At 41.8% G+C, this 25438-nt stretch carries 25 protein-coding genes; 16 read left to right on the forward strand and 9 right to left on the reverse strand.

Features of this window, described 5'->3' with window-relative positions:
• Positions 1-294: 294 nt before the first annotated feature.
• Entirely contained in the window at positions 295-843 is a 549-nt protein-coding gene (locus HWV58_RS01655) for a lipocalin family protein (protein ID WP_175632390.1), read from the reverse strand.
• A gap of 662 nt (positions 844-1505) precedes the next feature.
• Positions 1506-1865: a hypothetical protein gene (locus HWV58_RS01660; RefSeq protein ID WP_175632391.1), complete on the reverse strand. Its 360-nt coding sequence runs from the start codon at positions 1863-1865 to the stop codon at positions 1506-1508.
• Positions 1866-2019: 154 nt separating this feature from the next.
• On the opposite strand from HWV58_RS01660, the gene HWV58_RS01665 reads away from it, so the two are divergent.
• The 3 genes from HWV58_RS01665 (at position 2020) to HWV58_RS01675 (ending at position 5171) form a co-directional block, all read left to right on the forward strand.
• Positions 2020-2556 carry a metal-dependent phosphohydrolase gene (locus HWV58_RS01665; RefSeq protein ID WP_175632392.1) on the forward strand — a complete coding sequence of 179 codons (537 nt, stop codon included), beginning with the start codon at positions 2020-2022 and terminating at the stop codon, positions 2554-2556.
• An 832-nt stretch (positions 2557-3388) separates the two neighbouring features.
• The gene (locus HWV58_RS01670; protein ID WP_175632393.1) at positions 3389-3874 is read left to right on the forward strand and encodes a glycosyl-4,4'-diaponeurosporenoate acyltransferase CrtO family protein; all 486 of its coding nucleotides are present in this window, start codon (positions 3389-3391) and stop codon (positions 3872-3874) included.
• 310 nt (positions 3875-4184) lie between these two features.
• The gene (locus tag HWV58_RS01675) at positions 4185-5171 is read left to right on the forward strand and encodes a 2-hydroxyacid dehydrogenase (RefSeq protein ID WP_175632394.1); all 987 of its coding nucleotides are present in this window, start codon (positions 4185-4187) and stop codon (positions 5169-5171) included.
• Positions 5172-6091: 920 nt separating this feature from the next.
• On the opposite strand, the gene HWV58_RS01680 is transcribed toward HWV58_RS01675, so the two are convergent.
• Together HWV58_RS01680 and HWV58_RS01685 are read right to left on the reverse strand one after the other, a co-directional pair.
• Positions 6092-6454 carry a DoxX family protein gene (locus HWV58_RS01680; RefSeq protein ID WP_175632395.1) on the reverse strand — a complete coding sequence of 121 codons (363 nt, stop codon included), beginning with the start codon at positions 6452-6454 and terminating at the stop codon, positions 6092-6094.
• A 6-nt stretch (positions 6455-6460) separates the two neighbouring features.
• Positions 6461-6901, reverse strand: a complete 441-nt coding sequence (locus HWV58_RS01685; RefSeq protein WP_175632396.1) for a nuclear transport factor 2 family protein — start codon at positions 6899-6901, stop codon at positions 6461-6463.
• A gap of 129 nt (positions 6902-7030) precedes the next feature.
• On the opposite strand from HWV58_RS01685, the gene HWV58_RS01690 reads away from it, so the two are divergent.
• The 3 genes from HWV58_RS01690 (at position 7031) to HWV58_RS01700 (ending at position 8582) form a co-directional block, all read left to right on the forward strand.
• Positions 7031-7429, forward strand: a complete 399-nt coding sequence (locus HWV58_RS01690; RefSeq protein ID WP_175632397.1) for a winged helix-turn-helix transcriptional regulator — start codon at positions 7031-7033, stop codon at positions 7427-7429.
• A 371-nt stretch (positions 7430-7800) separates the two neighbouring features.
• The gene (locus tag HWV58_RS01695; protein WP_175632398.1) at positions 7801-8241 is read left to right on the forward strand and encodes an Hsp20/alpha crystallin family protein; all 441 of its coding nucleotides are present in this window, start codon (positions 7801-7803) and stop codon (positions 8239-8241) included.
• A 53-nt stretch (positions 8242-8294) separates the two neighbouring features.
• Entirely contained in the window at positions 8295-8582 is a 288-nt protein-coding gene (locus HWV58_RS01700; RefSeq protein ID WP_175632399.1) for a hypothetical protein, read from the forward strand.
• 360 nt (positions 8583-8942) lie between these two features.
• Here the strand turns inward: HWV58_RS01700 and HWV58_RS01705 are convergent, their stop codons facing one another.
• Positions 8943-9641, reverse strand: a complete 699-nt coding sequence (locus HWV58_RS01705) for an alpha-ketoglutarate-dependent dioxygenase AlkB family protein (protein WP_235972618.1) — start codon at positions 9639-9641, stop codon at positions 8943-8945.
• Between the two features lie 25 nt (positions 9642-9666).
• Between HWV58_RS01705 and HWV58_RS01710 the strand changes: the two genes are divergently transcribed.
• The 7 genes from HWV58_RS01710 to HWV58_RS01740 all read left to right on the forward strand — a co-directional run bounded on the left by HWV58_RS01710 (position 9667) and on the right by HWV58_RS01740 (position 17737).
• On the forward strand, positions 9667-10404 hold the full coding sequence (locus HWV58_RS01710) for an ImuA family protein (RefSeq protein ID WP_175632400.1): 738 nt from the start codon (positions 9667-9669) through the stop codon (positions 10402-10404).
• Between the two features lies 1 nt (position 10405).
• Positions 10406-11902, forward strand: coding sequence for a Y-family DNA polymerase (locus tag HWV58_RS01715; RefSeq protein WP_175632401.1), 1497 nt, complete (start codon positions 10406-10408; stop codon positions 11900-11902).
• Between the two features lie 23 nt (positions 11903-11925).
• A complete protein-coding gene (locus HWV58_RS01720) occupies positions 11926-15153 on the forward strand; it encodes an error-prone DNA polymerase (protein ID WP_175632402.1) in 3228 nt (1075 codons plus the stop codon).
• A gap of 123 nt (positions 15154-15276) precedes the next feature.
• The gene (locus tag HWV58_RS01725; protein WP_175632403.1) at positions 15277-15678 is read left to right on the forward strand and encodes a hypothetical protein; all 402 of its coding nucleotides are present in this window, start codon (positions 15277-15279) and stop codon (positions 15676-15678) included.
• A 239-nt stretch (positions 15679-15917) separates the two neighbouring features.
• Complete coding sequence (locus HWV58_RS01730; protein WP_175632404.1) at positions 15918-16757, forward strand: hypothetical protein; 840 nt, start codon at positions 15918-15920, stop codon at positions 16755-16757.
• A 17-nt stretch (positions 16758-16774) separates the two neighbouring features.
• Positions 16775-17308: an outer membrane beta-barrel protein gene (locus tag HWV58_RS01735; protein WP_175632405.1), complete on the forward strand. Its 534-nt coding sequence runs from the start codon at positions 16775-16777 to the stop codon at positions 17306-17308.
• 18 nt (positions 17309-17326) lie between these two features.
• The gene (locus HWV58_RS01740; RefSeq protein ID WP_175632406.1) at positions 17327-17737 is read left to right on the forward strand and encodes a hypothetical protein; all 411 of its coding nucleotides are present in this window, start codon (positions 17327-17329) and stop codon (positions 17735-17737) included.
• A gap of 476 nt (positions 17738-18213) precedes the next feature.
• Here HWV58_RS01740 and HWV58_RS01745 read toward each other — a convergent pair whose 3' ends face one another.
• The gene (locus tag HWV58_RS01745; RefSeq protein ID WP_175632407.1) at positions 18214-18459 is read right to left on the reverse strand and encodes a DUF421 domain-containing protein; all 246 of its coding nucleotides are present in this window, start codon (positions 18457-18459) and stop codon (positions 18214-18216) included.
• Positions 18460-18847: 388 nt separating this feature from the next.
• Between HWV58_RS01745 and HWV58_RS01750 the strand changes: the two genes are divergently transcribed.
• Complete coding sequence (locus tag HWV58_RS01750) at positions 18848-19342, forward strand: ankyrin repeat domain-containing protein (RefSeq protein WP_175632408.1); 495 nt, start codon at positions 18848-18850, stop codon at positions 19340-19342.
• Here HWV58_RS01750 and HWV58_RS01755 read toward each other — a convergent pair.
• The 3 genes from HWV58_RS01755 to HWV58_RS01765 are packed head-to-tail and all read right to left on the reverse strand — an operon-like array spanning position 19331 to position 22754.
• Positions 19331-19939 (reverse strand): hypothetical protein, encoded by a 609-nt coding sequence (locus HWV58_RS01755; RefSeq protein WP_175632409.1) that lies wholly within the window; start codon positions 19937-19939, stop codon positions 19331-19333. The genes HWV58_RS01750 and HWV58_RS01755 overlap by 12 nt on opposite strands.
• A gap of 56 nt (positions 19940-19995) precedes the next feature.
• Entirely contained in the window at positions 19996-22188 is a 2193-nt protein-coding gene (locus HWV58_RS01760; protein ID WP_175632410.1) for a catalase, read from the reverse strand.
• A gap of 11 nt (positions 22189-22199) precedes the next feature.
• A complete protein-coding gene (locus tag HWV58_RS01765; RefSeq protein ID WP_175632411.1) occupies positions 22200-22754 on the reverse strand; it encodes a YciE/YciF ferroxidase family protein in 555 nt (184 codons plus the stop codon).
• Between the two features lie 133 nt (positions 22755-22887).
• Here HWV58_RS01765 and HWV58_RS24595 point away from each other — a divergent pair, with 133 nt between their 5' ends.
• Positions 22888-23082, forward strand: a complete 195-nt coding sequence (locus HWV58_RS24595; RefSeq protein ID WP_175632412.1) for a putative glycolipid-binding domain-containing protein — start codon at positions 22888-22890, stop codon at positions 23080-23082.
• A gap of 74 nt (positions 23083-23156) precedes the next feature.
• A complete protein-coding gene (locus HWV58_RS01775) occupies positions 23157-24587 on the forward strand; it encodes an SDR family oxidoreductase (RefSeq protein ID WP_175632413.1) in 1431 nt (476 codons plus the stop codon).
• Positions 24588-25438: the final 851 nt, after the last annotated feature.

Consider the following 25438-nt stretch of genomic DNA (forward strand, 5'->3'; position numbering starts at 1 on the left):
TAAGATCAACATTTCCCATTTCCTTGAGTTCTTGGACTGGTAGTCGTTCATGTAGGACAAATCCCCAAAGCTATACGCATATGATTATGCTTACGCGGTAAATTATTATACGTAAATATTGATGGGTTTAATATCAGTATATAAGAATTATTCAGAACATATAGTATCTATATTGACTTTGCTGAACATATCTAATCTATCCATCCAAGCCCCTCCAAAAAAGAGATATGTAAATTATGGTCCATCAGACACCCAACGCGCTCGGGGGTGATAAAAGATAAATACCTGTAAACCTTAACGCTGATTATTATGAACGGTCCACACCAGATCTTCGGTGCGGTATCCAAGCTCTTTCGCCTTATTTAGATAATTGCGTTTAACCTGTTCCGGCAGTATAGGCGATCTTGAAAGTATCCACAGATAGTCCAGACTATTTCCAGCAACAAGGGCGTATCGATATTCAGGATCAATAGCGATCACATTATAACCAGCATAAAATGGTCCAAAAAAAGATACCTTTAACCGGGCTTCCTTCTGATTTAACAGTTTTGCCTTGCCAATACTCTGCTTCCAGGCTTTCTTAACTGTATCATACCCGCGGTTGTTAACCCTTATCTGATCTCCATCTTCTATTGAATAGCTGGCAGTGACATTGTTAAGATTTTTTTCAAACTTAAAATCCATACGTGCAATCTCATACCACTTTCCCAGATATTTTTCAGTATCGAAGGGACTAACCGCTTTTGCGCCTTTTGGGATGCTTACTCTGCAGGCATTCCACAAAATCGAGATTGCGAAGAGTCCAAGGGTAAAACCTATCTTATTTATTGTAGTTTTTTTCATCTGATAGCAAATAACTCTCTTACCCTCACCTATCGGCAAAAGGCTAATTAATACTCAAACCAACAACATGAGCGATTGTTTGCCAAATAATCGACAATACTGCAAACGGTGGATTAGCTAAATTGAATATGGCTAAAATTTAACCAAAGAAATACGCCACCATAGATCCGAACGGAAAAAGACGAAGTTGTTCGCTAATTATTTCTCTACAGCAAAACCTTGGCTTAAGGATCATTATTGTATTTTAAACGGGTAAGCCATATGGAAAAATATGCCGTAATTATCAGTCTTGAAATTCAGTACCATTTCCAGGTCGGACAATATCCGCTCTATCCTTAAGGAGGCTGCAAGTACAAAATTTATCACGAGGAGGCATTTGTAGCCAGACTAGAACCTAACAGTCAGTACTTTTCGCATGTGCACCAGAATCCCGGAGACATAGACCTGGAGATTTTGCACCTTTTGGAGGAGCAAATCGAGTTGCGCCATCCAGGCGGCAGCCAATTGGGGAACTAGAGAATATTGAGTTTGATTTGAATAAATTTAATCTCCCGCACATTGTCACAGAATTAGGGTAAATCTTTGCAATGTCTGTTACAGCATTACCTGTTAAGTTAGTAAAACTATTGTTGAACAGCCATTTATGTAACGGATCTTTCTTTTTATATTGAATACGAATCACCAAACAGCAACTGCCCCTTTTGAACATACCAAAAATCTGCATATGAATCACCATGCAAGTGAACTTTGACCCTCATGTTGGGAGGTAGGGCTATAACTTTAAATAGGTCCACTACCGTCTTTCGACCTTCTTCCATTCGAACAATCAATTCATTGGTATTTTTTTCATTGTCTATTAATTTTTGACAGTAGTTCAAAACCAGTTGCAGTTTATCAACATCGTTCATATATGAGCCATCATATTTTACTTCGTCGTTTTTTAGCTTGATCAAATCAAGTTTTTCAACTGCGTGTTTTAGGGAATCTTCTCTAAACTCCACCAATAACTTTTTTAGTTCCATAACTAAAACTTTAAAGTGAACTATAAAGATAACAAGTTGTTACCCCATATGCTAATACATTTGTACAATTAGTTAAGATGTAAAAATTTATCAATAAGGCAGCCGGGACAACGGAAGATGCCGGAATTCACAACGATTTGGTTATATTGCCAATATGAGGTCTGAACATCAAATAAATCTTTTAATTTTTGTTGCCAAACAGCACGGAAAACAGAAACGAAAATATACTGGGGACCCGTATCCCGTTCACTTGGTTGCTGTTGCCGAATGTGCCGAAAAAAGCGAATTAGAGTTAGGGTACGAAATTGGATTATGCCATGATCTTTTCGAGGATACTGAATGCACTGAAGAACTGTTGAGAATGGCCTTACTAGAATATCGATACAATAATAAAGAAATTGATTTCATCGTGAATGGGATTTGGGAGCTAACGGATAGATTTGTTTTAGACGATTATCCTGAATTCAGCAGAAAACGTCGAAAATCTATGGAGGCTGACCGGTTAGCTACGATTAGTCCCAATAGCCAATCCATCAAATACTGTGATCTAATTGATAACACAAAATCTATTATTAAATATGCCCCTTCATTCGCTAATATATACCTTAAAGAAAAGGCAGATATGCTTGAAGTAATGAACAAGGGAGATCTTGACCTATACACAAAAGCATTAAATAACATGCTGCAATAATTCACAAGGCGGTCAAATACAGAAAACCTTCCTTTATGGTTGTGCAAATGATAAAGCCTTGCAAAACTGCAAGGCTTTATTTTTAATCTAAATCTTCCCGTTGATTTAAATATTTAAAATTATTGAACTTATCTCTCTTTGAAAAGCCAAAAATGAAAAATACTTAATTTTTAGTAATGGCATCCGATACTACCTGAACCAGCGTTGAGATATCGAATAGCATCTCAAGGTATCCATCGCAGCCATCGTCGAGGTTAACGTGCGAATAATAACACTCATTAATATATGTATACCATACGATTTTCTGACAAAAGTTAAGATTGACAAAACAAAATGGGTAATATTATCCCCATTAACTACCTAAATGAGCATAATATTACCCATTAGTAGCTATTTCATCTTCAATTCCTTAGAGGCTTTTTTACAATATCAGGGCAAAGGTGGATGCCAATATTACCAGAGATTTAAATATACGAAAATAACATGTTTGTAATAGGGGGATTTTCTTATGTCAATATAAACTCCATAAAAAAGGCAATTAAACCTGTTTTAAGCTTGTGAAGCTTACTATCTTATTACTTCTTTTTTCACGTAACTTATTGATAATCAGAAATAGGCTGTTTTCTAAGTTAGAAAGTATTTAGTATCCGACGCGAAGCTCCTCCAAGTCGTCGAAGTTAAGCTTTTCTTTTTCATTCAACGACTAAGCAAACCTTCTGGTGATTGGTAAATAAACAAAATCTCAGCCCGGGTTGCTAAATTCCGGCATAAAGATTTACTTTAGCTTTTCTGCTGTCCTTACTCGAAGACAAAAGATAACAAACCGACAATTATGCTCATCAAACAAATAACTTTTAGCTTCTCGATTGCTTTTATTTCTTGGATAGTAGGCATTATACTGAATGAATTGCTAGCAAAAACGGCATTTTACCAGCCACGTTTAACAAAGCTTAATTTCATTAAAAATGAAAAGGTCAATAGTTTACTTGGCCTGGATTTATTTAAATATGTCCTCTTGCATTCTTTCTTTAAATTTTTCAATCCAAAGCTTTCTATGAAGAAAAAAATCATGGCAAGTGAGCTCATTGAATATCGACAAGAAATGACCAAAGCAGAGCTTAACCATCTGCTGGCATTTGGATTTATGAATGTTTTCATATTCATTAAAATCTTCCAGGGTCTGTACCTTTTTGCACTGATTATGACCTTGATCAACCTTTTGATGAATATCTATCCAGTTCTTTTGCAGCAACAAAATAAAAGGCGCATTGATAAATATCTAAATATTCTATCCTTGAGATCCGGGCTACGCAGTTGATTGTATTTTCTATTAATCTTCATAAACATTCTCTACCGGGCTTAACTAGCCCAATAAAGAATGCTTATTGGAGAGGTCTTTTAGATGTTAACTACAAATTATTGCCTTACCAATCTGAATTTTTGCGAATTGTAAGTGTGTGCACTGTAAATTTGGATTGGGGTATCATTAGCTGTACTTCCTCCGTTAACATCGAGGTTTTTCCCTGGAGCACAGGCCGGGGTTAGATTATAATAAAATGATTGTGAGGATAACCAAACAAATAAATAACAGGTTAATTATGACTAACTTACCAAAAACCCCTAGCTACATGAGAATTGCTGTTTTTAGTACCTGCTCCTACGACCAGGAATTTCTGGAGAAATATAATACCGGTCACCAGCTCATCTTTTTTGAACAGGCATTGAATTTAGACAATGCCGCGCTTACCAAAGCCTTCGATGCGGTATGTCTTTTTGTAAATGACCGGGGAGATAAGGACGTCCTTTCTGCTTTAGCGGAAAACGGCGTGAAGCTTTTGCTTCTGCGGTGTGCGGGTTTTAACAATATCGACCTTGAGGCTGCTGAAGAGTTTGGTATTAAAATCCTACGGGTACCGGCCTATTCACCCGAAGCAGTTGCTGAACACGCAATGGCCATGATCTTAACCCTTAACCGAAAAACCCATAAAGCTTACAACAGGGTTCGGGAGGGTAACTTTTCCTTGGAATCTTTAATGGGTTTTAATCTTCATAACAGCAAAGTGGCCTTGATAGGTACGGGCAAAATTGGCAAAGCCATGTATAAAATCTTGAAAGGGTTTGGCTGCAGGATATCCGCGTTTGACCCTTATCCCGATAATGACCTACGCGCAGACGGGTTGGTTTATGCCGGTTTAGATGAAGTGATGGAGGATGCCGAGATCGTTTCATTGCACTGCCCATTAACAGATCAGTCTTTCCACATGATCAATGAACAGCGCCTTAGATATTTCAAGAAAGGTGCTATGCTGGTCAATACTAGCAGAGGCGCACTGGTCCACACCGCTGATGTGATCGATTCGCTAAAATCCGGGCACCTGGGTTATCTCGCCCTTGATGTTTATGAACAGGAGTCTGCGCTGTTCTTCCATGATCTGTCCGGAGAAGTTATCCAGGATGACCTGATTGCCCGGCTTATTTCATTTCCCAACGTGCTGATCACTTCCCATCAGGGATTTTTTACCCAAGAGGCGATGCAGCAGATAGCCGAGATCACCTTTTCGAACGCAGATGCTTTTGCTTTAGGAAAGGCGATGACCAATGAAATCAAGCCCTGATCGGGCAAACGGAACTGACCGTAGACAATAAGCTTAAACGGGGCTTAATCATTTCCTGGAAGCTGGGTTGCATATTTTATCTGATGCAATTTGCTATCCGGTCTTCTCCTGCACTGATGATTGGTGAGCTGTCGAATGCTTTTGCGCTGTCACCCTTTGAGATCAGCCCGATACTTGGCTCCTATTATTACACTTATGCCATAGTCTGTATATTTCAAGGTTCTTCCCCACCTTTGGTGGTTTTTAGTTGCTGAATACTTCAATGATTTTAATAGAAAGTATTAACTATGATACTCCCAACGTGGTTACTCTGTCTAACATAGTTTAGATGAGCTTCCTTTTTAGCCCAGAAAAGAAAAACATTAATTGAATTGATTATTAGCTTCATTTTTTGGATTTGAGTGTTATTAAACATATCTATCAGCCCCATAAACAAAATACTGACCACCAAAAGTTGGGAATAACCTAAAAGTGTGGACTGATTCTTATTCCCAATCTGGTCTGGTCATTTTTAAACAGCATTCGGAATTTTTGACCCATTGATTCTTACCAGTATTGCCTAAAAGGCAACATTCAGCGCTAAAAAGGACGTTTTAGGCTCTGACTAAAGGAAAATTAAACGCGACAAAAAATACTCCAACAAAAGATTTATAGATTTCGATTTTAAGGCCTTTAGCGCATCGACAATTTAGTTTCTCTGTAGAAAACAATAGAGTTCGGCCAGGCTTATAGAAGGCTAAAAACCACTTAAAATGAGTCGAGTGGCCACTTTGAAGCGAAATGGAGTGAAATATAGACCGAAAAAGCTGGCCACGATCAGCGAAAACAAGTGGATACTTCCTTAATCTTTCGTCGACTTTAAAGGGTAAAATGGGGAAATCCTGCCGGAACAGAAAGACCCCGTACTTTTGCTGGATTTTTCAAACAGCATTCTTTTGAGAGTTAGCAGCCCCTAAAAATAAAGACTTGTCCCGCAGAAATGCTACAATCCAAATTAATACCAAAGGGATTGCGGGATTTAAAATCGGGGCATCCCTAGCTAACTCGGTCGCAATCGCCCCGCCAAAATAGCAGCAGAGCAAGATGAAGCCCATCCTCATGGTCTTAGGTATTGCAAATAATATGATGAAAGCCATTTCCATCAATCCCAAAATACTTGGATTATAATGCTCCAAGCCCGCAACCGACCAGGGTAGATGAATAAATTTCATCAGACCGCTTGTGAATATCACTGCCGTTATAACTGAGGTAAGGGAGATATTTACGATCTTATTTGTTTTCATCTTGGATTATTGGATTAGTGTTCTTGCTTCGATTATTAAAAAATGGCCTATACGTTTTTTAATTAGCCATTTCCCATTAGAGTGGATATACTCATCATCGTATCTAACACTATAATCAGTAAGGACATCCCTCCCCTCATTTTCCCTAACCATCTTGATCTGTGAAAACAAAATTCCCGTCGCGGTATCACCATAGATCTGTACGGTATGCTGGCCATTCATTGTGAAATAGGTTTTAACTAGTGAAGCGTGCCCGTTAAATTCCTCTTCCAGCTTATCGGTCCCGGTAATACTAGCCACCTCAGTTCCATTCACGTAAACCGTATAGTTGGCATTGTGCTCGAATATGGACATCTGCTCGGATATTTTCTTTTCATCGCCTAATATTGCGTAAGCATCTATAAGATCCCTTAGTTCCTGTTTGCTTTTTAAAATTTCTAAATTCATAATTTCTACTCTTTAATTGATTATAGCCAAATCGCCCTTGGATTATTTATTTGACAAAACTACACTACATTCGCTTACAATTTGTTAGTCGTTACCTAAAGGTTAGTGACTAACCAAAAGCAAACAAGCATGGAAGAAAACTATAACCAGTTGGAAAACAAGGAATTTACAGATGACTGCAACAAGGTGCTCGCGGCAGTCAGCGATGCGCTATACGCGATAGGAGGTAAATGGAAACTTATGATAATTATTGCAATGGCCAGAGGGAACCGCAGATTTACCGAACTTCAAAGACAGGTAAAGGGAATTTCTGCGAGGGTACTTTCCAGCGAACTGAAGGAGCTCGAGATGAATGGCTTTATAGTTAAAAAAGTTTCCGTGGGATATCCTGTTAGCATTGAATACGAATTATTACCCTATAGCCGAACCCTCGAAGAAGTCGTTGGCGCAATGACAAGGTGGGGAATGCAGCATAGGGAGAAGATAAAAAATGATATTATAGTTTCAAACACCGCTAAGCGAATCTGATCTCAGACCTTTAGCTATAGTTATCTTTGATCTCTTTATCAATAAAGACTATTATTGTTTCTTCAACAGAAAAAGATAGGCCTTGAGCCTGAAAGTATTTGAATGAAAATCAGAAGACGAGAGATTTTTTTGAGTCTTAATCCCCGTAGCTTGAATGGATCAGAAAGGATCTGTTGATCTAGCTATGCTCTGCAAGCGAAATTTTGACATTTTAGGCATGAAAATTTTTCATTTTTTCTGAAATTTTTTCAGAAAAATTTATCTAAAATGCTGTTGGCATTCCAGTTGTAATAACTTTTAGCGAACATGAAGTTCAAAGTTTAATTAATTGTAAGTTTTAATCATTAAATCAAATTAAGGAGGACAGACCTATGACACTGGTTAAATTTAATTCCGACAACAAGAAAAACAACTCATTATCAAATTTTAACAACGCTTTTGATTCTATTTTCAACGACACCTTTTTCTCAGACCGGTTGATGACCCGCGTGCCTGCGGCCAATATCAGCGAAACAGCGGATCGCTATCATGTTGAACTTGCTGCTCCAGGACTGAAAAAAGAAGATTTCAAACTGAAACTAGAAAGAGATGTGCTGACCATTGCTGCTGAGCAGGCAAATCAAAATGATGAAGTAGAACGCAGTTACGCGAAACGCGAATTTAGCTATAGCTCATTTGTTCGGGCATTCACGCTACCTGAGAGTGCAAACGCCGAAGGCATTGAGGCTAAATATATTGACGGCGTACTATGCATAGACATTCCTAAACGTGAAGAGGCTAAAATGGTGACACGCCAAATTGAGATTAAGTAATTGTGATACAAGCAATCAGAGCCGCTTTCGAGCGGCTCTTTTTTATTAAAAAAATGGAAACTAAGCTGGAAATCTCTTTGAATATGAAAAGATGCAAGGGGATCGAAACCTATGGATGCTTTGATATTGGAAATGATCCGAAATTCGCCCTTGAATTATTCGATTCTCTTGAAGGTAGTAAACAGGTATCACCTGAATCGGTGATGACTATTGACCTTGTGAAAAGGGAGCATGGGATCCCTTACCCCCTAGCGCTCAAACACTGTACTTTAGAGCAGCTGGGAACAAACGTAAAACACATTACCAAGGAATTATTTAAGCGGGTCAACCTGGAGGGGTAGATTTGGATTTGGGTTTTTGGTCTTCACCGTATATTCCCAGAACCAAATGATTCATTATTCAGAGTCCTCTGTAGCAGTTAAATTAGCACCAGATCAAATCCGCATTGATAATTACGCCGGTATGCAGAATAGTATAAACGTCGGATGGGAGTGAAATCTTGACCAGAAGTAATACTTTTTCGTTTAGCTCGCTCAGAGATCCGCAGCCAAAACAGTTAAAAAACACGCCTATTTGGCTGGGGATAATCGATCTTATTCGACCAAATGTTTTTCATTCAGGGTCACTTCGTTTAATGCGTTTCTCAAAAATCTTAAAGTAAATGAGATATTTTTTTTGGTCGAGGGCGCAATTTGTTCCAATTATCCATTTAACGTTTGCGCTGAGCTCCCAATAATCTTTCGGAAAGTCAAATTGACTCTTGGCCCCATTGGCCTATTTGATTTTGCTATTCTATGATCCCACATACTTTGAAGGTTTCCTTTCATGAGCAGCAACGAACCATGCTCAAGCCTTACTGTATATCTTTCTCGATGATCAGTTTTTTTACGGATATCAAATCCCCGGACCTGCCCAAAAGAAACCGAGGCGATAACTGGATGAGATCCCATTACCCTTTCATTGTCACTGTGCCAGGCTACTGAATCCTGCCCATCCCGGTAGTAATTCAGCAGTACACTATTGAAGTTGATTCCTGCAACCGCTTCGACTACATGCTTTAAATCCAAAAGTTCAGTTGTCCATAATAAGGGTATGGATTTACCAATGGAACTATAATCCAGGCTAAGGGGATCCCCATACCACGCAGAAAGCCTTGGGGTAATCACCTCTTTATTGTACATCTTTATTGTTTTCTGTTTCCAGGGTACAGTAGAAATAAATCCCGACAATAAACTATCCGCCAGCTCAGATGAAATAAATCCGGGCAGATACTCCAGTACATCTTTTGGCAAACCTGGCGTCTGTCCAGATACATTAAAAAAACTAAGCTGTTCCATATTCAATACAAATGTGCAAAATAATTTTAAAATGCTAATATTTTTAGCATTATATTTGTCCATGTAAATACAAAAAAGGAGGTTGGTTATGGATCAGGCAGCAAAAAATAAGATCATTGAGGAGCTAAGGGCGAATATCCTTTCCATGCAAGGCTATAAAGCTACTTCAGGTTTCCAGCAAAACATTTCTGGATTAAAGCTTTTTGCATCTGCATTCCCCAATCAGGTTTTTCCCTTGCAAGGCATACATGAATTCATCTGCGAAAGCAGTGAACAAACCGCTGCCAGCTGTGGTTTTATCAGCGGAATATTGTCCTCGCTGATGAAAGACGGCAGTCCTTGTATCTGGATTAGCGCCTCCAGAAAATTCTTCCCGCCGGCAGCTAAAAGATTTTCACTCCCTACAGGATCTATAATTTTCATTGACCTGAAAAATGAAAAGGAACTCTTATGGGTAACCGAGGAAGCCCTTAAATGCGATGGACTCGCTGCTGTGGTCTCAGAAATTCCCTTCTTAAATTTTGCAACATCCCGAAGATTCCAACTTGTAATTGAAAAAAGTAAGGTTACTGCACTCTTTTTAAGGGAAAACCCCAGCGTGCTTTCCAACACTACCTGTCTTGCCCGTTGGAAGATCAGCCCCCTACCCAGCATACTTCCAGAAGGTATGCCTGGCGTTGGTCAGCCCAGCTGGAGGGCAAAACTACTAAAGGTGCGTAACGGGCAAGGTGGCAGTTTTGATATCTGCTGGTCGGGTAGCACATTTGAGATGATGCATCAAGAAAACACCAGGGTTTTACCGCTCCATGAGCTACAGGTAGGATAATATGGCAAGGCGAATTTTAAGTATATGGTTTCCGTTTTTATTGACGGACTGGATGACCATCCGCCGTCCTGAATTGAAAGAAACAGCGGTCGTCTGCGCAGGTGCCAGCCATGGCCGAATGATGGTAATTGCAGCCAATCACATTGCAAACAAACTAGGTATCCGCACCGGTATGCCCCTTGCTGATGCACGGGCACTTGTCCATGAACTTGAAGTCTTTGATGAAAAGCTGGGAAGAAAAGAAAAACTATTGGAAGGCCTGGCCCGTTGGGCCATACGCTATACCCCGCTCTCCTCAACAGATGGGGACGGCATCCTGCTTGATATCTCGGGGTGCAGTCATTTATGGGGTGGTGAGGAAGCTTATCTCAAAGATATAATTTGCCGGCTTCACTCATCGGGCTATACCGTAAAGGCTGCAATAGCGGATACCATTGGTGCGGCCTGGGCATTTTCCCGTTATGGAAAGGGGAGAGAAATCGTACAACATCACCAGCAGTATACCGCATTACTCTCCCTCCCACCCTCAGCGCTGAGAATACCTGCGGAGGTTAATGAAAAACTCCACAAATTGGGACTAAATAAAATTGAACGCTTTATAAAGATGCCACGCAGCGTACTGCGCAGAAGGTTTGGCGAGATCTTACTTCAGAGAATATCGCAGGCTATGGGTGATGAACCCGAGGCCTTTACCCCTGTTGACCTGATACAGGAATTTGAAGAACGTTTGCCCTGTCTGGAGCCAATCCGTACAGCTACAGCGATCGAAATCGCCATCCAAAAGCTCCTTGAAAAACTCTGCCAAAAACTTAAAAATGAAGGTCTGGGAATTAGAAAAGCTATTCTTAAAGGTTACCGGATAGATGGAAAAATCATCACAAGCCCAATAGGTACCAATCGGCCAAGTGATGATCCCAGCCATTTACTAAAATTGTTTGCATTGAACATTTCCAGTATTGCCCCAGGTATGGGCATTGAACTTTTCAGTTTAACTGCAGAAAAAACCGAAAAAATGCAACGCCAGCAGGAAAAAATTTGGTCAGCTCAAGCTGGCCTTGACAGCCAGCCATTAGCTCAGCTTTTAGACCGCGTGGCGGGGAAAGTAGGTAAAAATGCCATCCAACGCTATCTGCCTAAAGCAGATTACTGGCCCGAGCGGGCTATCATCCAGGCAAAAGATTTACAGGACGATACATCATTAAGCTTTCACAATCCATTGAACCGGCCTATCCAGCTCCTGTCCCAGCCTGAACGAATTGATGTCACCGCCCCTATCCCGGATTATCCCCCCATGCTGTTTATCTACCAGGGTGAGCGGCACAGCATCAAAAAAGCGGATGGCCCTGAAAGGCTGGAGCGCGCTTGGTGGTTGGAGAGCGGAGAACACCGAGATTATTATACTGTTGAAGATGAAAAGGGAAACCGGTATTGGATCTTCCGCTCAGGCCATTATGCTGCCGAAAACTCAGCATGGTATATCCATGGATTTTTTGCTTAAACCCAGCTAAAAACAATAAAAAAATGGACTATATAGAGCTTCAGGTCACCAGTAATTTCAGCTTTCTACGTGGGGCCTCTCATCCAGAAGAGCTTGTAAACCAGGCAGCGCGAATGGGTTATGAAAAAATTGCCATTACCGATCACAATACCCTGGCAGGGATCGTGCGCGCGCATGCTGAGGCTAGAAAGCACCAGATCAAGCTTATCCCCGCCTGCAGATTAGATTTTGTGGATGGCACAAGCTTACTGGCTTACCCCACCACCACCGATGCTTATGGCAGATTATCCGCCCTTTTAAGCCTTGGCAACCTGCGCACTGAAAAAGGAAAATGCGAGCTCTATAAAAAAGATGTATTTGAGTACGCCCAAGGTATTATTTTTATTGTCATTGCCCCTGATTGCCTATCCAAGGACTTTGATTTTAAGGCTGACTTTTACGCTGATCTTCAAAGCTATAAACAGCGCCTTCAGCAGCAGCTTTATCTGGCCATAAACAGGAGCTATCAGGGGGAAGACCAGAAAAGGATGTTCCGCTTATCTGAGCTATCCAAAAAAACTGGCATCCCACTGGTTGCAACTAACGATGTCTATTACCACACCCCGCAAAGACGTGAGCTGCAGGATGTGCTAAGCTGTATAAGGGAGAAATGTACCATCCAGAACGCAGGTTATCTGCTTTTTCAAAATGCCGAGCGGCATTTAAAACCCCAAGCGGAAATGAAAAGGCTCTTCCGTCAATTTCCGGATGCATTAAAAAATGCCGTAAAAATCTCCGATGCCTGCACTTTCAGCCTGGATAGCCTGAAATATATCTACCCAGAAGAAATTACCTCTGAAGGCAGGACACCGCAACAGGAGCTTGAATACCTCACGATGAAAGGAGCGCATGAAATCTTCGGGGCGCAGCTGCCAAAAAAAGTAACCGATAACATTTCCCATGAAATGAAATTTGTTCAGGAAATGAACTATGCCTCCTATTTCCTCACCGTTTATGATATTGTCCGCTTTGCAAGGAGCCAGCACATTTTATGTCAGGGACGTGGCTCTGCCGCCAACTCCACCATATGCTATTGCCTGGGGATCACCTCTGTGGATCCCACTAAGTTCGATCTGCTTTTTGAGCGATTTATTTCCTCTGCCCGCAATGAGCCGCCTGATATTGATGTAGACTTCGAACATGAACGAAGGGAAGAAGTAATCCAGTACATCTACAATAAATATGGCCGTGACCGCGCAGCTATCGTGGCCACAGTTACCCAGCAAAGGCAAAAAGGTGCTATCCGCGATGTGGGAAAAGTGATGGGGCTATCGGTAGATACCATTAACCGCCTTTCCAGTTCGATCTGGGAATTTACCGATGAATGGTTCGAAGGAGGAAGACTAACAGAACAAGGACTGAATCCCAATGACCCACTGCTTAGAAAAGTACTCAGCCTGACCGCGCAAATGATGGGCTTTCCAAGGCAGCTTGGTCAACATACCGGGGGATTTGTCATTACCCGGGGAAAACTGACAGACCTCTGCCCTATACTCAATGCCCGCATGGAAGACCGTACCAATATCGAATGGAACAAAGATGATATCGATACGCTTGGCTTTTTAAAAATTGATGTGCTTGCCTTGGGTATGCTTACCTGCATCCGCAAAGGATTCGACCTGGCCAAAACGCACTATAATTTGGATCTCACGATGGCTAAAATCAATGAAAAGGAAGACCCAAAGGTATATGAAATGATCAGCCATGCTGATACGCTGGGTGTATTCCAGATTGAAAGCCGTGCCCAGATGTCCATGCTTCCCCGCCTAAGGCCAAAAAAGTTTTATGACCTGGTGATCGAAGTGGCCATTGTACGCCCTGGTCCAATTCAAGGGGATATGGTGCACCCTTATTTGAGACGGCGGAACGGGGAAGAAAAAGTGGAGTATCCCTCAGAAGAGCTCAAAGAAATCCTGCACCGCACGCTTGGAGTACCCCTGTTTCAGGAACAAGCCATGAAAATTGCAATTGTAGCTGCAGGCTTTACCCCTGCAGAAGCCGATGAACTTAGGCGGAGCATGGCCACCTTTAAAGCCAAGGGCATGGTCACCAAGTTTGAAGAAAAGCTTATCAATGGCATGACGGGTAAAGGCTACAGCGAAGATTTTGCCAAACGTGTGTTCAAGCAATTGGAAGGTTTTGGCAGTTACGGCTTCCCAGAAAGCCATGCCGCCAGCTTTGCTCTGCTGGTTTATGTTTCCTGCTGGCTGAAATGTTACTATCCCGATATATTTGCAACAGCGCTGCTCAACAGTATGCCTATGGGATTTTATCAACCTGCCCAGATTGTGATAGACGCCAAAAAACATGGCGTGGAAGTTCGCCCCATAGACATCAATTATTCAGCATGGGATAACCTTTTGGAGGAAAAATCCGGAAAATACCATGCCCTTCGCCTCGGCTTTCGGCAAATCAAAGGCATTCGTGAAGAAGATATTGAAGCCTTGACAGCCAAAAGAAACCAAGGCTATAAACATCCCCATGAACTGATGGATGCCGGAGTCAACCTATCCACTCTGGAAAGACTTGCCGATGCAGATGCTTTCGGTTCAATGGGCCTGGATAGACGGCAAGCACTATGGGAGGTATCGGCCATGGCAGACCGCCCTATTGCCCTATTTGAAAACCAGCCTTCAGAAAGTACTCTGGAAATCCAGGCCGCTCTTCCCTTGATGAGTAAAGGCGAACATGTGATCCAGGATTATGCCTCTACTTCCCTTTCACTAAAAGCACATCCGGTAAGCTTTGTGCGCGAACAGCTCACTTTGCTCCGGGTAATCCCTACTAAAGACATTTCAGGGTTAAAAGATGGGCAAACCATAAAAGTTGCAGGTCTGGTATTAGTCCGCCAGCGGCCGGGCACAGCTAAAGGGGTTTGTTTTATTACTATTGAAGATGAAACAGGCTTTACCAATTTAGTCGTTTTTGAAAACCTGTTTGAAAAATTCCGTAAGGAAATTATCCAGTCGCGGCTCCTTATGGTTGAGGGTAAGCTACAGATCGAGGGAGAAGTCATCCACATCATCGTTAAACGCTGCTTTGACCTCACCGGCATGCTACGTACTATGGATAGAGAAGAAAACGGCAATATTCCGGAAAAACCTTTCTCTAAATACGGTAAAGGGGCTGTCCATTATTCCGGCAGAGAAGGTATTTCAGGAAAAATTGCTGCAGCAAAATCAGTTATTCCCGATGGCAGAAACTTTAAATGACCGCCCAGTAAGCAATTAGAGTTTTTGAAAAAAATTCCAAACATTTTTTATAAATAACATGTTCAAATATGAAATTACCATTTAACACCAATCATAAGCCAGTTTATCTATTCAAGTTCTCCTATGAAAGTCAAATCTATTTTAACAAAAGTCTTACTGACTTTGCTTCCTCTGATTATATCTGAAAAACTCAAAGCAGCAGACGATTTTCCATATGGCTGTTTAATTTTTTATAATGGTGCCGAACGAATTTTCACGGACTACCAATACACAGAATCACCAAGTGGAACCCGTCACTACTCTTTAGCGATTAACTATAATCAGGGCACCGGGAGTTGTGAAGCCACCATAGATTATAGTTCTCCCTACAGTGGCGGATGCAGTGTTGACGGGGCACAAACTGGAGCTAATGTTACAATAACTTCGTTAGTTGATTGTCCTTTGGATTATTATCCCCCAGCTTTACTAACCTTAGGCTTGGCACTTGGCCTGATAGCATTCAAGAAAATGAACGCACTCGCTTAGCCTCAAAGAACTACACCATATTAAGCAAATTAGTGAACTATGATCAAACAGCAGATCTAACAAAGATTACAAAACACATAATTTGGACGTAAAACATCACAAAGGTTAGCAACAGAGCCATAAGTTTTAAAGTAAATACCCACCTTTTCCATTATATCACGAAATTTGAATCGTTTTCGGGCTACGCCCTGTACAGAAATCCAAGAATTTATTATTTTTGAAATAAACACCCACTGATTATGAAAAAAATATACCTTTTTTGCGCAACCATCCTTTTTGCGCTGAGCACATTTGCCCAAAGTGGCAAAACAGACGTCATTAAAAAGACCACTGGAGAAGAATTGAAAGGAAAAATCATTAAAATTACCGACTCGGATGTATCGTTTATTTATTCTGGAGAGACTGCAGAATATGTGATTAAGAAATCGGATATCGTGCAAATTGTCCACTCCAGTGGACGTGTAGAATCTTTTGCCTCTATTCCCCAACCAGCTGAAACACGTCAAAAAGATCAAATAACCATGATGGCAAGTCCTACAGATCACCATAATAAAATCGCCATTTTACCTTTTACATTTTTAATGGACAACCAACCCGGTGCCGATGCAATAGGACTAAAAGCACAACAGGACGCCTTCGCTCTTTTATCACAACATTCTGCCGGCTACACAATAATCGACCCACGCACTACGAACGCCGCCCTTATACAAGCAGGTGCAACACGAGATAAAATGATCGGATTCACCATGAAAAGTCTATGCGATATTCTTGGTGTAGAATACATTATAGATGGTACAGTGACACAAAACAAAGGCTATCAGACCAGTTCAACCAGCAACTACGGAAATACCAATGTTAAACGTGATGACGCGGAGAAAGTAAAAGGTGTATCGGGTTACAGCTCAACTAATAGCAATTCGGTGCAACGTTATGATGTAAGTGTCAGTTTACAGATCTACATGGACAACAACGCAAGTATATACAATCAAAGCCACAAGGCCTTCTTAAGCAATACAGACGGTTCATACAGTGGGCCACTTGATTATCTGATAAAAAGATGTCCGCTTTACAGAAAATAAATCTTATATCTTCGGTCATGATTAATAAAAAAACTTTCTTTTTACTATTATTTTCCGCGATAACTTTCTCACTCAAAGCACAAAAAGGTAACAATGGTCTTCAACTCTCGGTACAGGGAGCGATCCCGACAGGTAAACTTGCTAATGTTGTCAACATTGGCTTTGGAACTGCACTCAAGGGGCTATACGGTTTTGGAAAAACACCTCAACACCTGACACTAGAGGCGGGATACAACCGTTTCGAGGTAAAAAATATTCCCGCAACCAGTGATGCATACTACTCGTCCATACCTTTATATGTAGGTTATCATGCTCGTTTGGGGAGAATAATACTTGAAGGCCAGGCAGGTACAGCGTTCAATCACGTTGAAGGTTCAGGCTCCTCCGGAAAGGTAAGCAGCAACCAGACTGCTTTTGGATGGGCCTTGGGTGCTGGCTATGTTTACAATGGATTTGAGTTGGGTGTGCGTTATCAAAACTCAGAGGCCGACACTGACACCTATGTTATCCGCTTCCTGGGTATACGCCTGGCCTATAACTTCACACTGTAACCAATCTTTTTATAAAAAATGAAAACGCTAAAAATTTTAATCCAATCCTTTTTTCTTTTTGCTTTATCATTACCAGTCCTAGCGCAGGACAAACCTAACCAGGTTTACGTTATCAGGAGGACCGGTGAGATGGGTTCAGCAGTAAACTTCAGAATATTTATTGATGATGTACTTGTATGCAAGATGAAAAATAAGCACTATTCTATACATGATCTTAAGCCTGGAGATCACACCATTTATGTTACTGCAGGTGGTCTTCCCGATGAAAGAAAGCCAGTCCCAATTAAATTTACCGTTACTGAAGGAAAAGCCAATTACTTTCTGATCAATAACGGCAATGAACTGATCGCCTCAGAGGTTACACAGTCCTCCGCAGAGCCGCTAATTGCAAAGAGCACTCAAGTTAAAGACTGCAAAACCCAAAAATAAATCTATCATTAAGCCCTAATCCTTGCAAACTGTCAGGTTAGGGCTTCTCTTAACTACCAAAACTGCTTACTTTAACGCAGACACTCTGGATTACTTATCCAAACCTTAAAAAATTAGGTCACCAAACATTTCCCCTGACACAAAATGCAATTAACCATCTTTTTAGCAATGCTTGCGTATTAAGATTCCACTGATTTACTCCATTCTGACTTCTCACATTTGGGGCAATTCTTAAAATTTATTTTCTCAGTCAGGTATTGCGTGCAACCGCAATTCCTACAGCTATAATACATCTTTTGAGGTACAACACCTCCAAATGAAAAGACAATGGACCAAGGGTGCTTCTCATCGCGATGCAGTCCCAGTCCAGGGGTAATTTCCAGTTTAGGGTAACACCAGACCGATACCAATCGCGAGGTTTCGAAAAACGCGTTCTTAACCTGCCCTAACTGTTCGATATCCTTACTCCTTAAAAATCAGAAGAGATCTTCTTGACTGAGATTATTACGTTCCAGCGAACTATTTATAATTAAACCGTCTCTCGCCAGGCAGTCTGCCTGTCCTTCCATAAAAGCTTCCAAAGGTTTATTCCTGTTGATGATACATTCTGCTGCCGTTTGCAGTAAGGCCACAGCCGTAATTAACACCATTCCATGAATAATTGGAACATCTTTGCCGATCATAGCCCCCCACTGTCGATCCGAAACAAATAATGATTGCAAGTTCTAATGTAGATAGCTGCCCCATACTACGCTTTCCCAAAAAACGGAGCAGAAGTATTGTACGCATACGTGACTGTAGTCCGGAAGAGGATCTCCAGCAGAAAGCCGTATGGAAGATCTCCGAAAAATATTCTATGAAAATCAAATGTTTTAAAATCCTCCATTGGCAATAAATATTAGACGGCTTGCAAAAAGAACACTGATTTTTCTTAAAAAGTTTTCAGGTGCAGCAAAACTGTCTTCTAGGTAAGGATCAATTTCTTATCTTATGCAAGAGCCATAACATGTTATACAATGCTCAACGGGTCATTCAAAGTTGACGGCTAAGCCAGCAATGTAAAAGAATGTTTTACCCAAACCTTTCAATGCTGATCATGGTTCTATAAGTATGGAAAACATCGATTCAATCACTATACCTGCTGCCCGCAAGGGAGAAATTGAAGTATTAAAAGAACTGATCAACCGAGGTGCTGACCTGGAGCATCGCGATGAGAAAGGCTATACGCCTTTGATTATTGCCTGCTACAACAATCAGTTTGAGGCTGCCAAATTACTCATTGAAGGGGGAGCTAAAATCGATGCGGCAGATTATGGCGGAAATACCGCCCTTATGGGAGTGGCTTTTAAGGGCTATGTAGATATTGCCAGGCTTCTTATCGACAATGGTGCATCTGTTGATATTAAACACGGAAATGGTGGCACCGCGCTTATGTTTGCAGCCATGTTCGGAAGAAACGAAGTACTATCTTTACTTATAGAGAATGGAGCAGATTTAACATTGGCTGACTTGCGTGGCCAAACTGCTTTGGACTATGCAGCACTGCAAGGGAATGAGCCCGGGGCAAAAATACTTACAGCGGCCAGCGGTGCGCTAATCCGCTAAAAAAGCTTTGACCAGAATTTTCCACTGTGGATAGGACAAACCCAGCTTTGCAGCAATGCCGACGGCAAAGTTCCTTCCCTTGTCAAGCAGCCTTTGAGCATCTGTATTGGCCACCTCATTACGGCCATGTTCTTCAGCAAAAACTTCATTTCCACTGCGCCGGATTATAAAAGTAGAGGTGGCAATATCTTTTAAGAAATGTGCAATTTCCGTGCTGCCTGATACTGGGTGCGCTGAAGGCCTTACAGTCATCGCCAACCCATGGTCATCTTCTCTCTCAAAGCTTTTAATTTGTTCAATTTTTACCCAGTCGTAGCCCATACCTGCCATCGTCCCTGGACCAGGAAGATCGATGCGGATATAATCCCCCTGCTTAGCTTCTCTTTCTATCCTAATACCCGAAGGGGAAATAAGCTGAAAGGCTGATACACCAGCCAAGCTGCCCCATCTGTTTACATTCAGCAACCGCTCGCAGCCAAGACGATATACCCTAATCGCTTCTTCAACATTCTGGCTGCTGCGCCTTTGCTCAGCATCCATACTACTACCCTGATACTGATCTGGGATAAGGCTGTCGATATTTTCTTCAACTTTCATAACATTTTTAGTTTAAGTTGATGGGGAAACGAACATCCCCATCAGTATATTCTAAACTAGGCTGGAATTTTTCTGGGGTTCTCCCGATCCCAGAACCTGTGAAGCGCAATCATTTCCTTAAATAAGTCAATCAACTTTGCTATATCGCCTGAAACAACAACCCCTTCCCTCAATGCCGTTTCTTTAGTATATTCGGCAGGCAGTTTCTTATAAAAATAAGTGGCTTCAAGCACCTGTAGTGCCTGCTCATCTGCTGCAATAGCTTTACAATGCTTAAATGCTTCATTCAAAAAATGTATCGCATTGGCCTCAGCCTCCAGTGTGGCTACAGAATTGGTTCCACCTGGAAGATAAACTGCATCATACAAAACTGAAGCAGCTGTTAGCAAACTCTCATCAGGAGTAATCTTCATATCCTCTTTTGAAATCAACTCACCGAGTTTAGGAGCGATAATATGTACCACAGCTCCTTCTGCAACCAGCGCGTCTTTTACTTTGCTTAGCGATCCACCATCAACCCCGTCGGCAGCCAATATAGCGATTTTACGGGTCTTAATTGTATCCTTGATCGTTCCTGCCATACTAAGGGCCGGTGATTTAGATAAGCTTCCTTCAGGATTCATAGAGGCGTAATCTGATTTTTTTCCGTCAGCTGGAATACTTTTGTTTAGCTCTTCCAATGGGATTTCAGGGATATGGAGGCCAAGGGCAAAAGCCACCTCACCTGCAAGTCCTTTATCAATCTGGGAAAGTATGGCAAGCATCCGCTCACGCACTGCCAGAGTTTTCACCTTACCTAACTCAAAACTAAGGGCATCGATGATATGGTTTTTCTCTGGGTCGCTCTGGGAATTAAAGAACAAGCGTGCCTGGGAAAAATGATCAAAAAAACTCCTGCTCCTCGCCCTGATCTTTTTGGCATCGATACGCTCGTTGTAACTCGTAAACCCGCCTTCAGCAGCTTTCACCTGCTGGGGATCATTACCTGCTATCCCGTTAGGGCCGTAACTGGTCTTCCCCCTGTTGATCGTTTGGCGCATATAACCATCACGCTGGTTATTATGCACTGCAACAACGGGTCTATTGATCGGAATCTCATGGAAATTAGGGCCGCCCAAACGGATTAATTGGGTATCGGTATAGGAAAATAATCTTCCCTGAAGAAGCGGATCATTGGTAAAGTCAATTCCCGGAACAATATGCCCAACGTGAAAAGCCACCTGTTCGGTCTCTGCAAAAAAGTTATCCGGATTCCTGTTTAGGGTCATCTTACCAATGCGCTCTACCGGTACAAGTTCCTCTGGGATCAGCTTGGTAGGATCAAGGATATCGAAATCAAATTTGAATTCATCCTTTTCCGGTACGATCTGTAAGCCTAGCTCCCACTCGGGAAATGCACCGGCTTCAATTGCATCCCAAAGGTCCCTTCTATGGAAATCTGGATCTTTGCCGGATATATTTTGTGCCTCGTCCCAGGCCACTGAATGTACGCCCAACAAAGGCTTCCAATGGAACTTAACAAAGTTAGACTCCCCACGTGCGTTTACCAAACGGAAGGTATGTACCCCAAAACCTTCCATCATACGATAACTGCGAGGTAAAGCGCGATCACTCATCGCCCACATAACCATATGCGCCGATTCCGGCAACTGGGAAATAAAATCCCAAAAAGTATCGTGTGCTGAGGCCGCCTGAGGCATCTCATTATCCGGCTCAGGCTTTACCGCGTGGATCAGGTCGGGGAATTTAATGGCATCCTGGATAAAAAATACGGGCATGTTATTACCAACTAGGTCAAAGTTTCCCTCCTGGGTATAGAACTTCACGGCAAACCCGCGCACATCACGGGCCAGATCTGTCGACCCCCTGGATCCTGCAACAGTAGAAAAACGGACAAAAACCGGTGTTTCTGCTCCTGGATCACATAGGAAGGCAGCGCGTGTAATCGCTGATAAATCCTCATATACTTTGAATACACCATGAGCGGCAGATCCACGGGCATGTACAATCCGTTCAGGTATTCGCTCGTGGTCAAAATGGGTGATTTTCTCCCGCAGGATAAAATCTTCCAGAAGTGTTGCGCCCCTATCTCCCGCCTTTAGTGAATTTTGATCATCATTTATGCTCAGGCCATGGTTTGTGGTCATGGGCTGGCCTGTGGCATCTGTCACAAAAGTCTCGAGTAGATCGCTCTTAACATTTTGCTGCTTTATAGCTACAGGTTTTGATTTTTGATTTTGTTTTGCCATGTTTTCTGAATTTAAGCCTCCTGGGACGCTTTGTAGTTAATATCCTTTTCTGCCACTTCGGTAAGTTTTTGATCTGCTTTTTTCTCCTCTTCTAGCGTCTGCGCTAAAATTTCCGCAACCTGCTCAAGACCAAGCGTAAAGGCTAATTGATGCAGCCCTCCATAACTTGCTATCTCGTAATGCTCCACCTTCTGGCAGGCTAAGATGATGCCTACATCCCTTGTCGCCGTTCCTGCGGGCGTTTCTTCTACAATCCCCTCCGCCTCTTTGCTTAGCCCTTCCATCGCATCACACTTTTTTGCTATCGCCTTCTCTCCCAGCAGCTCAAAGATCTGCTCAAGTCTGGACACATGTACCTGGGTTTCCTTCAAGTGTGATTCAATTGCCTTTTTTAACCCAGCGGAAGTTGCAGCGGACATCATTTTAGGCAAGGCTTTCACCAAATGGTTTTCTGCCCAATACAAATCTGAGATGGAATCTTTGAATAACTCTTTAAGTGCGGGCGACTGCTGCACTGAAGTTTGGGCAGCAAATTTTGGACCGCTGCCAGTTTCATTTTTCGTCATGGTATGTTCTGTTAAGGTATAGTGTTGATAGAACCTGAATTTGACGATAAAGTTTTGCCAATTTTTAAGCTAAAGCACACAAAATCAAACAAGATCAGGATCGCGCTAGTTTATCCTTCAAATGAAAACATCTATGAAAACGTCTGTAATCTGGAGCGGAATATCCAACCATTCAATCGAACACTGCCTAATCGAAGAAAATCAAGCGGGAAACCTTATTAGTTCTACCATCATTGGGACTTATCAAAAACAGATTTATAAGATAGATTACCGCATCCAAACAGATAAATATTGGAACAGGCTATCGGTGAAGCTTACGTTAAGCTAGGACTTATCGCACAACGACACGTACATCCGTAACTAAAAAAATCAACAAAACCGCCAATTTATTGTTTACGAGTAATGAGAATACTGCTTACCGGTGCCACCGGATATATAGGAAAAAGACTCTTGCCCGTTCTCATCGAAATGGGGCACGAAGTGCTTTGTGCCGTACGCGACACAGCTAGGCTCGACATCCACCAATATGAAAGGGATCAGGTGAAGACCTTCCAGGCAGACTTATACGATCTAACTTCACTTGAAAAGCTACCAAAAGATATCGATGCAGCGTACTACCTTGTCCACTCGATGAGCTCGGCAGGCGATTTTTCGAGTGCTGAACTCTCTTCCGCTGAAAATTTCATTAAGTATCTAAACAATACCAGCGCAAAACAGCTTATCTATCTTTCCGGCATTGTTAACGAAAAACAGCTCAGCACACATTTGAAAAGTAGAAAAGCTGTGGAAGAAGTCCTGGGCAAGGGTAAAACTCCATTGACCGCACTGAGGGCTGGCATCATCATTGGCTCAGGCAGCGCCTCCTTCGAAATCATCCGAGATTTAGTGGAAAAACTACCAGTAATGGTCGCTCCCAAGTGGCTGAAAACAAGATGCCAACCCATTGCCATCCGTAATGTTATCCAGCTGCTAACAGGTGTTCTAGATAAAGAAAAGACCCTTGGTAAACATTTTGACATTTATGGCCCCGATCTATTGACCTATAAGGAAATGCTCGAACAATTTGCTGAAGTCAGGAAACTCAAAAGGAAGATTATTATTGTCCCCGTGTTCTCGCCCAAACTGTCCTCCTATTGGCTCTATTTTGTAACCTCCACTTCCTATTCCCTAGCAAGGAACCTGGTTGACAGCATGAAAATTGATGTTATTCCCGAAAAGAACGACCTATCGAAAGACCTGAACATTCAGCCAATCCCATATAAAGCGGCCATCGAGATGGCCTTTGAAAAGATCGAACAGAATCTGGTATTATCAAGCTGGAAAGACTCTCCTTCAAACCGCATCTTTCAAAATGGAATGTCAGAACATATCCAGGTACCAAAGTTCGGTGTACTCACCGACAAGCAAACCATGCAAACAAACAACACCGAGATAGCACTTGACCGCATTTTTTCCATCGGAGGAAGTAACGGCTGGTATTATGGGGATTGGTTATGGGATTTTCGCGGATTTCTCGATCGCCTCTTCGGCGGTGTGGGATTAAGGCGTGGGAGGAGAAACGCAAAAGAAACTTCGCCTGGAGAAGCACTGGACTTCTGGCGGGTGATCCTATCCGATAGAAGCCAAAAACGCCTCCTGTTATATGCTGAGATGAAGCTTCCTGGCGAGGCCTGGCTGGAATTCTGCATCGACAAGGAGAACTGTGTGCATCAAATCGCCACCTTCCGCCCGCTGGGAATATCAGGAAGGCTATACTGGATCGCAATGCTGCCTTTTCATTATTTTATATTCAGGGGAATGCTAAGAAAAATTGCAGCCGAGCACTCGTTATAAAAAAGAAACGGAGATAAAACTAAGTTCTATCCCCGTCATCTAAATTAACGCTCTCGGTATAAATAACGGAAATAAATTTTAGATTATTGCCCTTGTTGGAAAATAAAATCAGCTGCCTGGCTTGCAAAACATTCCGACGGTCAAATCAACGCAAGAGAGCAAATCTAATCTGGAGTGAGGCAAAGCGCGAGGCTTGGCGCGGGCTCAATTAGACTTATCCGCAGCCAAAACACACCTAAAATCCTTAATTTTGGCTGTAGATAAAAAAGCATACACAGCCAAAAAGAGTAAAATAGTACAAACTTGGCTGGCAATATTTTTCAAAAAACTCAATAAAGCAACGAATTCCTTGTCATCTCCCTTAAGCTCTCTTGGGAAACTAAAGAGATTACTGATTTGCGCTCAGAAAGGAACTGGCCAAGTGTCACCAAATTTATCTGCACCTCAGCATAGTTGAGAGCATACTCAGGGCTTTACAATTAATATGAAGAAGGGAACATTTTTGAGCGGCTTATTTAAGCCATTTTTCATAAGCAAAAATAACATCATAAATAGTCAATATTAGACTAGTTTTATGCTGAGTTCCCCTCTATTTTTATCGACATTGTTAATTGACAGATAGAAGAGAAACAACACACTAAAGATTTTGAATTGGTTTTAAAGCACTATTCCAAACTGTTTAAACCAAATTGATTGCCTTGGTTCCGCCAATTTACAATATAACGGAATCAATTGTAAATTAATTGGTTATTGATTTTTTGTTTTTTTTCGCGAAATTAGATTAATGCCTTCAGGTTTTTCAACATAAGTGAAAAACATGTTTTAAAGGGCTATTTTTTTTAATTTCCTGT

The sequence above is a fragment of the Pedobacter ghigonis genome (assembly GCF_903166585.1).
GTDB lineage: Bacteria > Bacteroidota > Bacteroidia > Sphingobacteriales > Sphingobacteriaceae > Pedobacter > Pedobacter ghigonis.

What these genes read in the sequence shown, in the direction of transcription:
- HWV58_RS01660 (WP_175632391.1), bottom strand. Translation starts at nt 1,865, where the DNA reads ATGGAACTAAAAAAGTTATTGGTGGAGTTTAGAGAAGATTCCCTAAAA.
- HWV58_RS01715 (WP_175632401.1), top strand. Translation starts at nt 10,406, where the DNA reads ATGGCAAGGCGAATTTTAAGTATATGGTTTCCGTTTTTATTGACGGAC.
- HWV58_RS01740 (WP_175632406.1), top strand. Translation starts at nt 17,327, where the DNA reads ATGAAAACGCTAAAAATTTTAATCCAATCCTTTTTTCTTTTTGCTTTA.
- HWV58_RS01705 (WP_235972618.1), bottom strand. Translation starts at nt 9,641, where the DNA reads ATGGACAAATATAATGCTAAAAATATTAGCATTTTAAAATTATTTTGC.
- HWV58_RS01680 (WP_175632395.1), bottom strand. Translation starts at nt 6,454, where the DNA reads ATGAAAACAAATAAGATCGTAAATATCTCCCTTACCTCAGTTATAACG.
- HWV58_RS01675 (WP_175632394.1), top strand. Translation starts at nt 4,185, where the DNA reads ATGAGAATTGCTGTTTTTAGTACCTGCTCCTACGACCAGGAATTTCTG.
- HWV58_RS01730 (WP_175632404.1), top strand. Translation starts at nt 15,918, where the DNA reads ATGAAAAAAATATACCTTTTTTGCGCAACCATCCTTTTTGCGCTGAGC.
- HWV58_RS01750 (WP_175632408.1), top strand. Translation starts at nt 18,848, where the DNA reads ATGGAAAACATCGATTCAATCACTATACCTGCTGCCCGCAAGGGAGAA.
- HWV58_RS01670 (WP_175632393.1), top strand. Translation starts at nt 3,389, where the DNA reads ATGCTCATCAAACAAATAACTTTTAGCTTCTCGATTGCTTTTATTTCT.
- HWV58_RS01775 (WP_175632413.1), top strand. Translation starts at nt 23,157, where the DNA reads ATGAGAATACTGCTTACCGGTGCCACCGGATATATAGGAAAAAGACTC.
- HWV58_RS01700 (WP_175632399.1), top strand. Translation starts at nt 8,295, where the DNA reads ATGGAAACTAAGCTGGAAATCTCTTTGAATATGAAAAGATGCAAGGGG.
- HWV58_RS01665 (WP_175632392.1), top strand. Translation starts at nt 2,020, where the DNA reads ATGAGGTCTGAACATCAAATAAATCTTTTAATTTTTGTTGCCAAACAG.
- HWV58_RS01720 (WP_175632402.1), top strand. Translation starts at nt 11,926, where the DNA reads ATGGACTATATAGAGCTTCAGGTCACCAGTAATTTCAGCTTTCTACGT.
- HWV58_RS01690 (WP_175632397.1), top strand. Translation starts at nt 7,031, where the DNA reads ATGGAAGAAAACTATAACCAGTTGGAAAACAAGGAATTTACAGATGAC.
- HWV58_RS01755 (WP_175632409.1), bottom strand. Translation starts at nt 19,939, where the DNA reads ATGAAAGTTGAAGAAAATATCGACAGCCTTATCCCAGATCAGTATCAG.
- HWV58_RS01695 (WP_175632398.1), top strand. Translation starts at nt 7,801, where the DNA reads ATGACACTGGTTAAATTTAATTCCGACAACAAGAAAAACAACTCATTA.
- HWV58_RS01710 (WP_175632400.1), top strand. Translation starts at nt 9,667, where the DNA reads ATGGATCAGGCAGCAAAAAATAAGATCATTGAGGAGCTAAGGGCGAAT.
- HWV58_RS01685 (WP_175632396.1), bottom strand. Translation starts at nt 6,901, where the DNA reads ATGAATTTAGAAATTTTAAAAAGCAAACAGGAACTAAGGGATCTTATA.
- HWV58_RS01655 (WP_175632390.1), bottom strand. Translation starts at nt 843, where the DNA reads ATGAAAAAAACTACAATAAATAAGATAGGTTTTACCCTTGGACTCTTC.
- HWV58_RS24595 (WP_175632412.1), top strand. Translation starts at nt 22,888, where the DNA reads ATGAAAACGTCTGTAATCTGGAGCGGAATATCCAACCATTCAATCGAA.
- HWV58_RS01760 (WP_175632410.1), bottom strand. Translation starts at nt 22,188, where the DNA reads ATGGCAAAACAAAATCAAAAATCAAAACCTGTAGCTATAAAGCAGCAA.
- HWV58_RS01735 (WP_175632405.1), top strand. Translation starts at nt 16,775, where the DNA reads ATGATTAATAAAAAAACTTTCTTTTTACTATTATTTTCCGCGATAACT.
- HWV58_RS01725 (WP_175632403.1), top strand. Translation starts at nt 15,277, where the DNA reads ATGAAAGTCAAATCTATTTTAACAAAAGTCTTACTGACTTTGCTTCCT.
- HWV58_RS01765 (WP_175632411.1), bottom strand. Translation starts at nt 22,754, where the DNA reads ATGACGAAAAATGAAACTGGCAGCGGTCCAAAATTTGCTGCCCAAACT.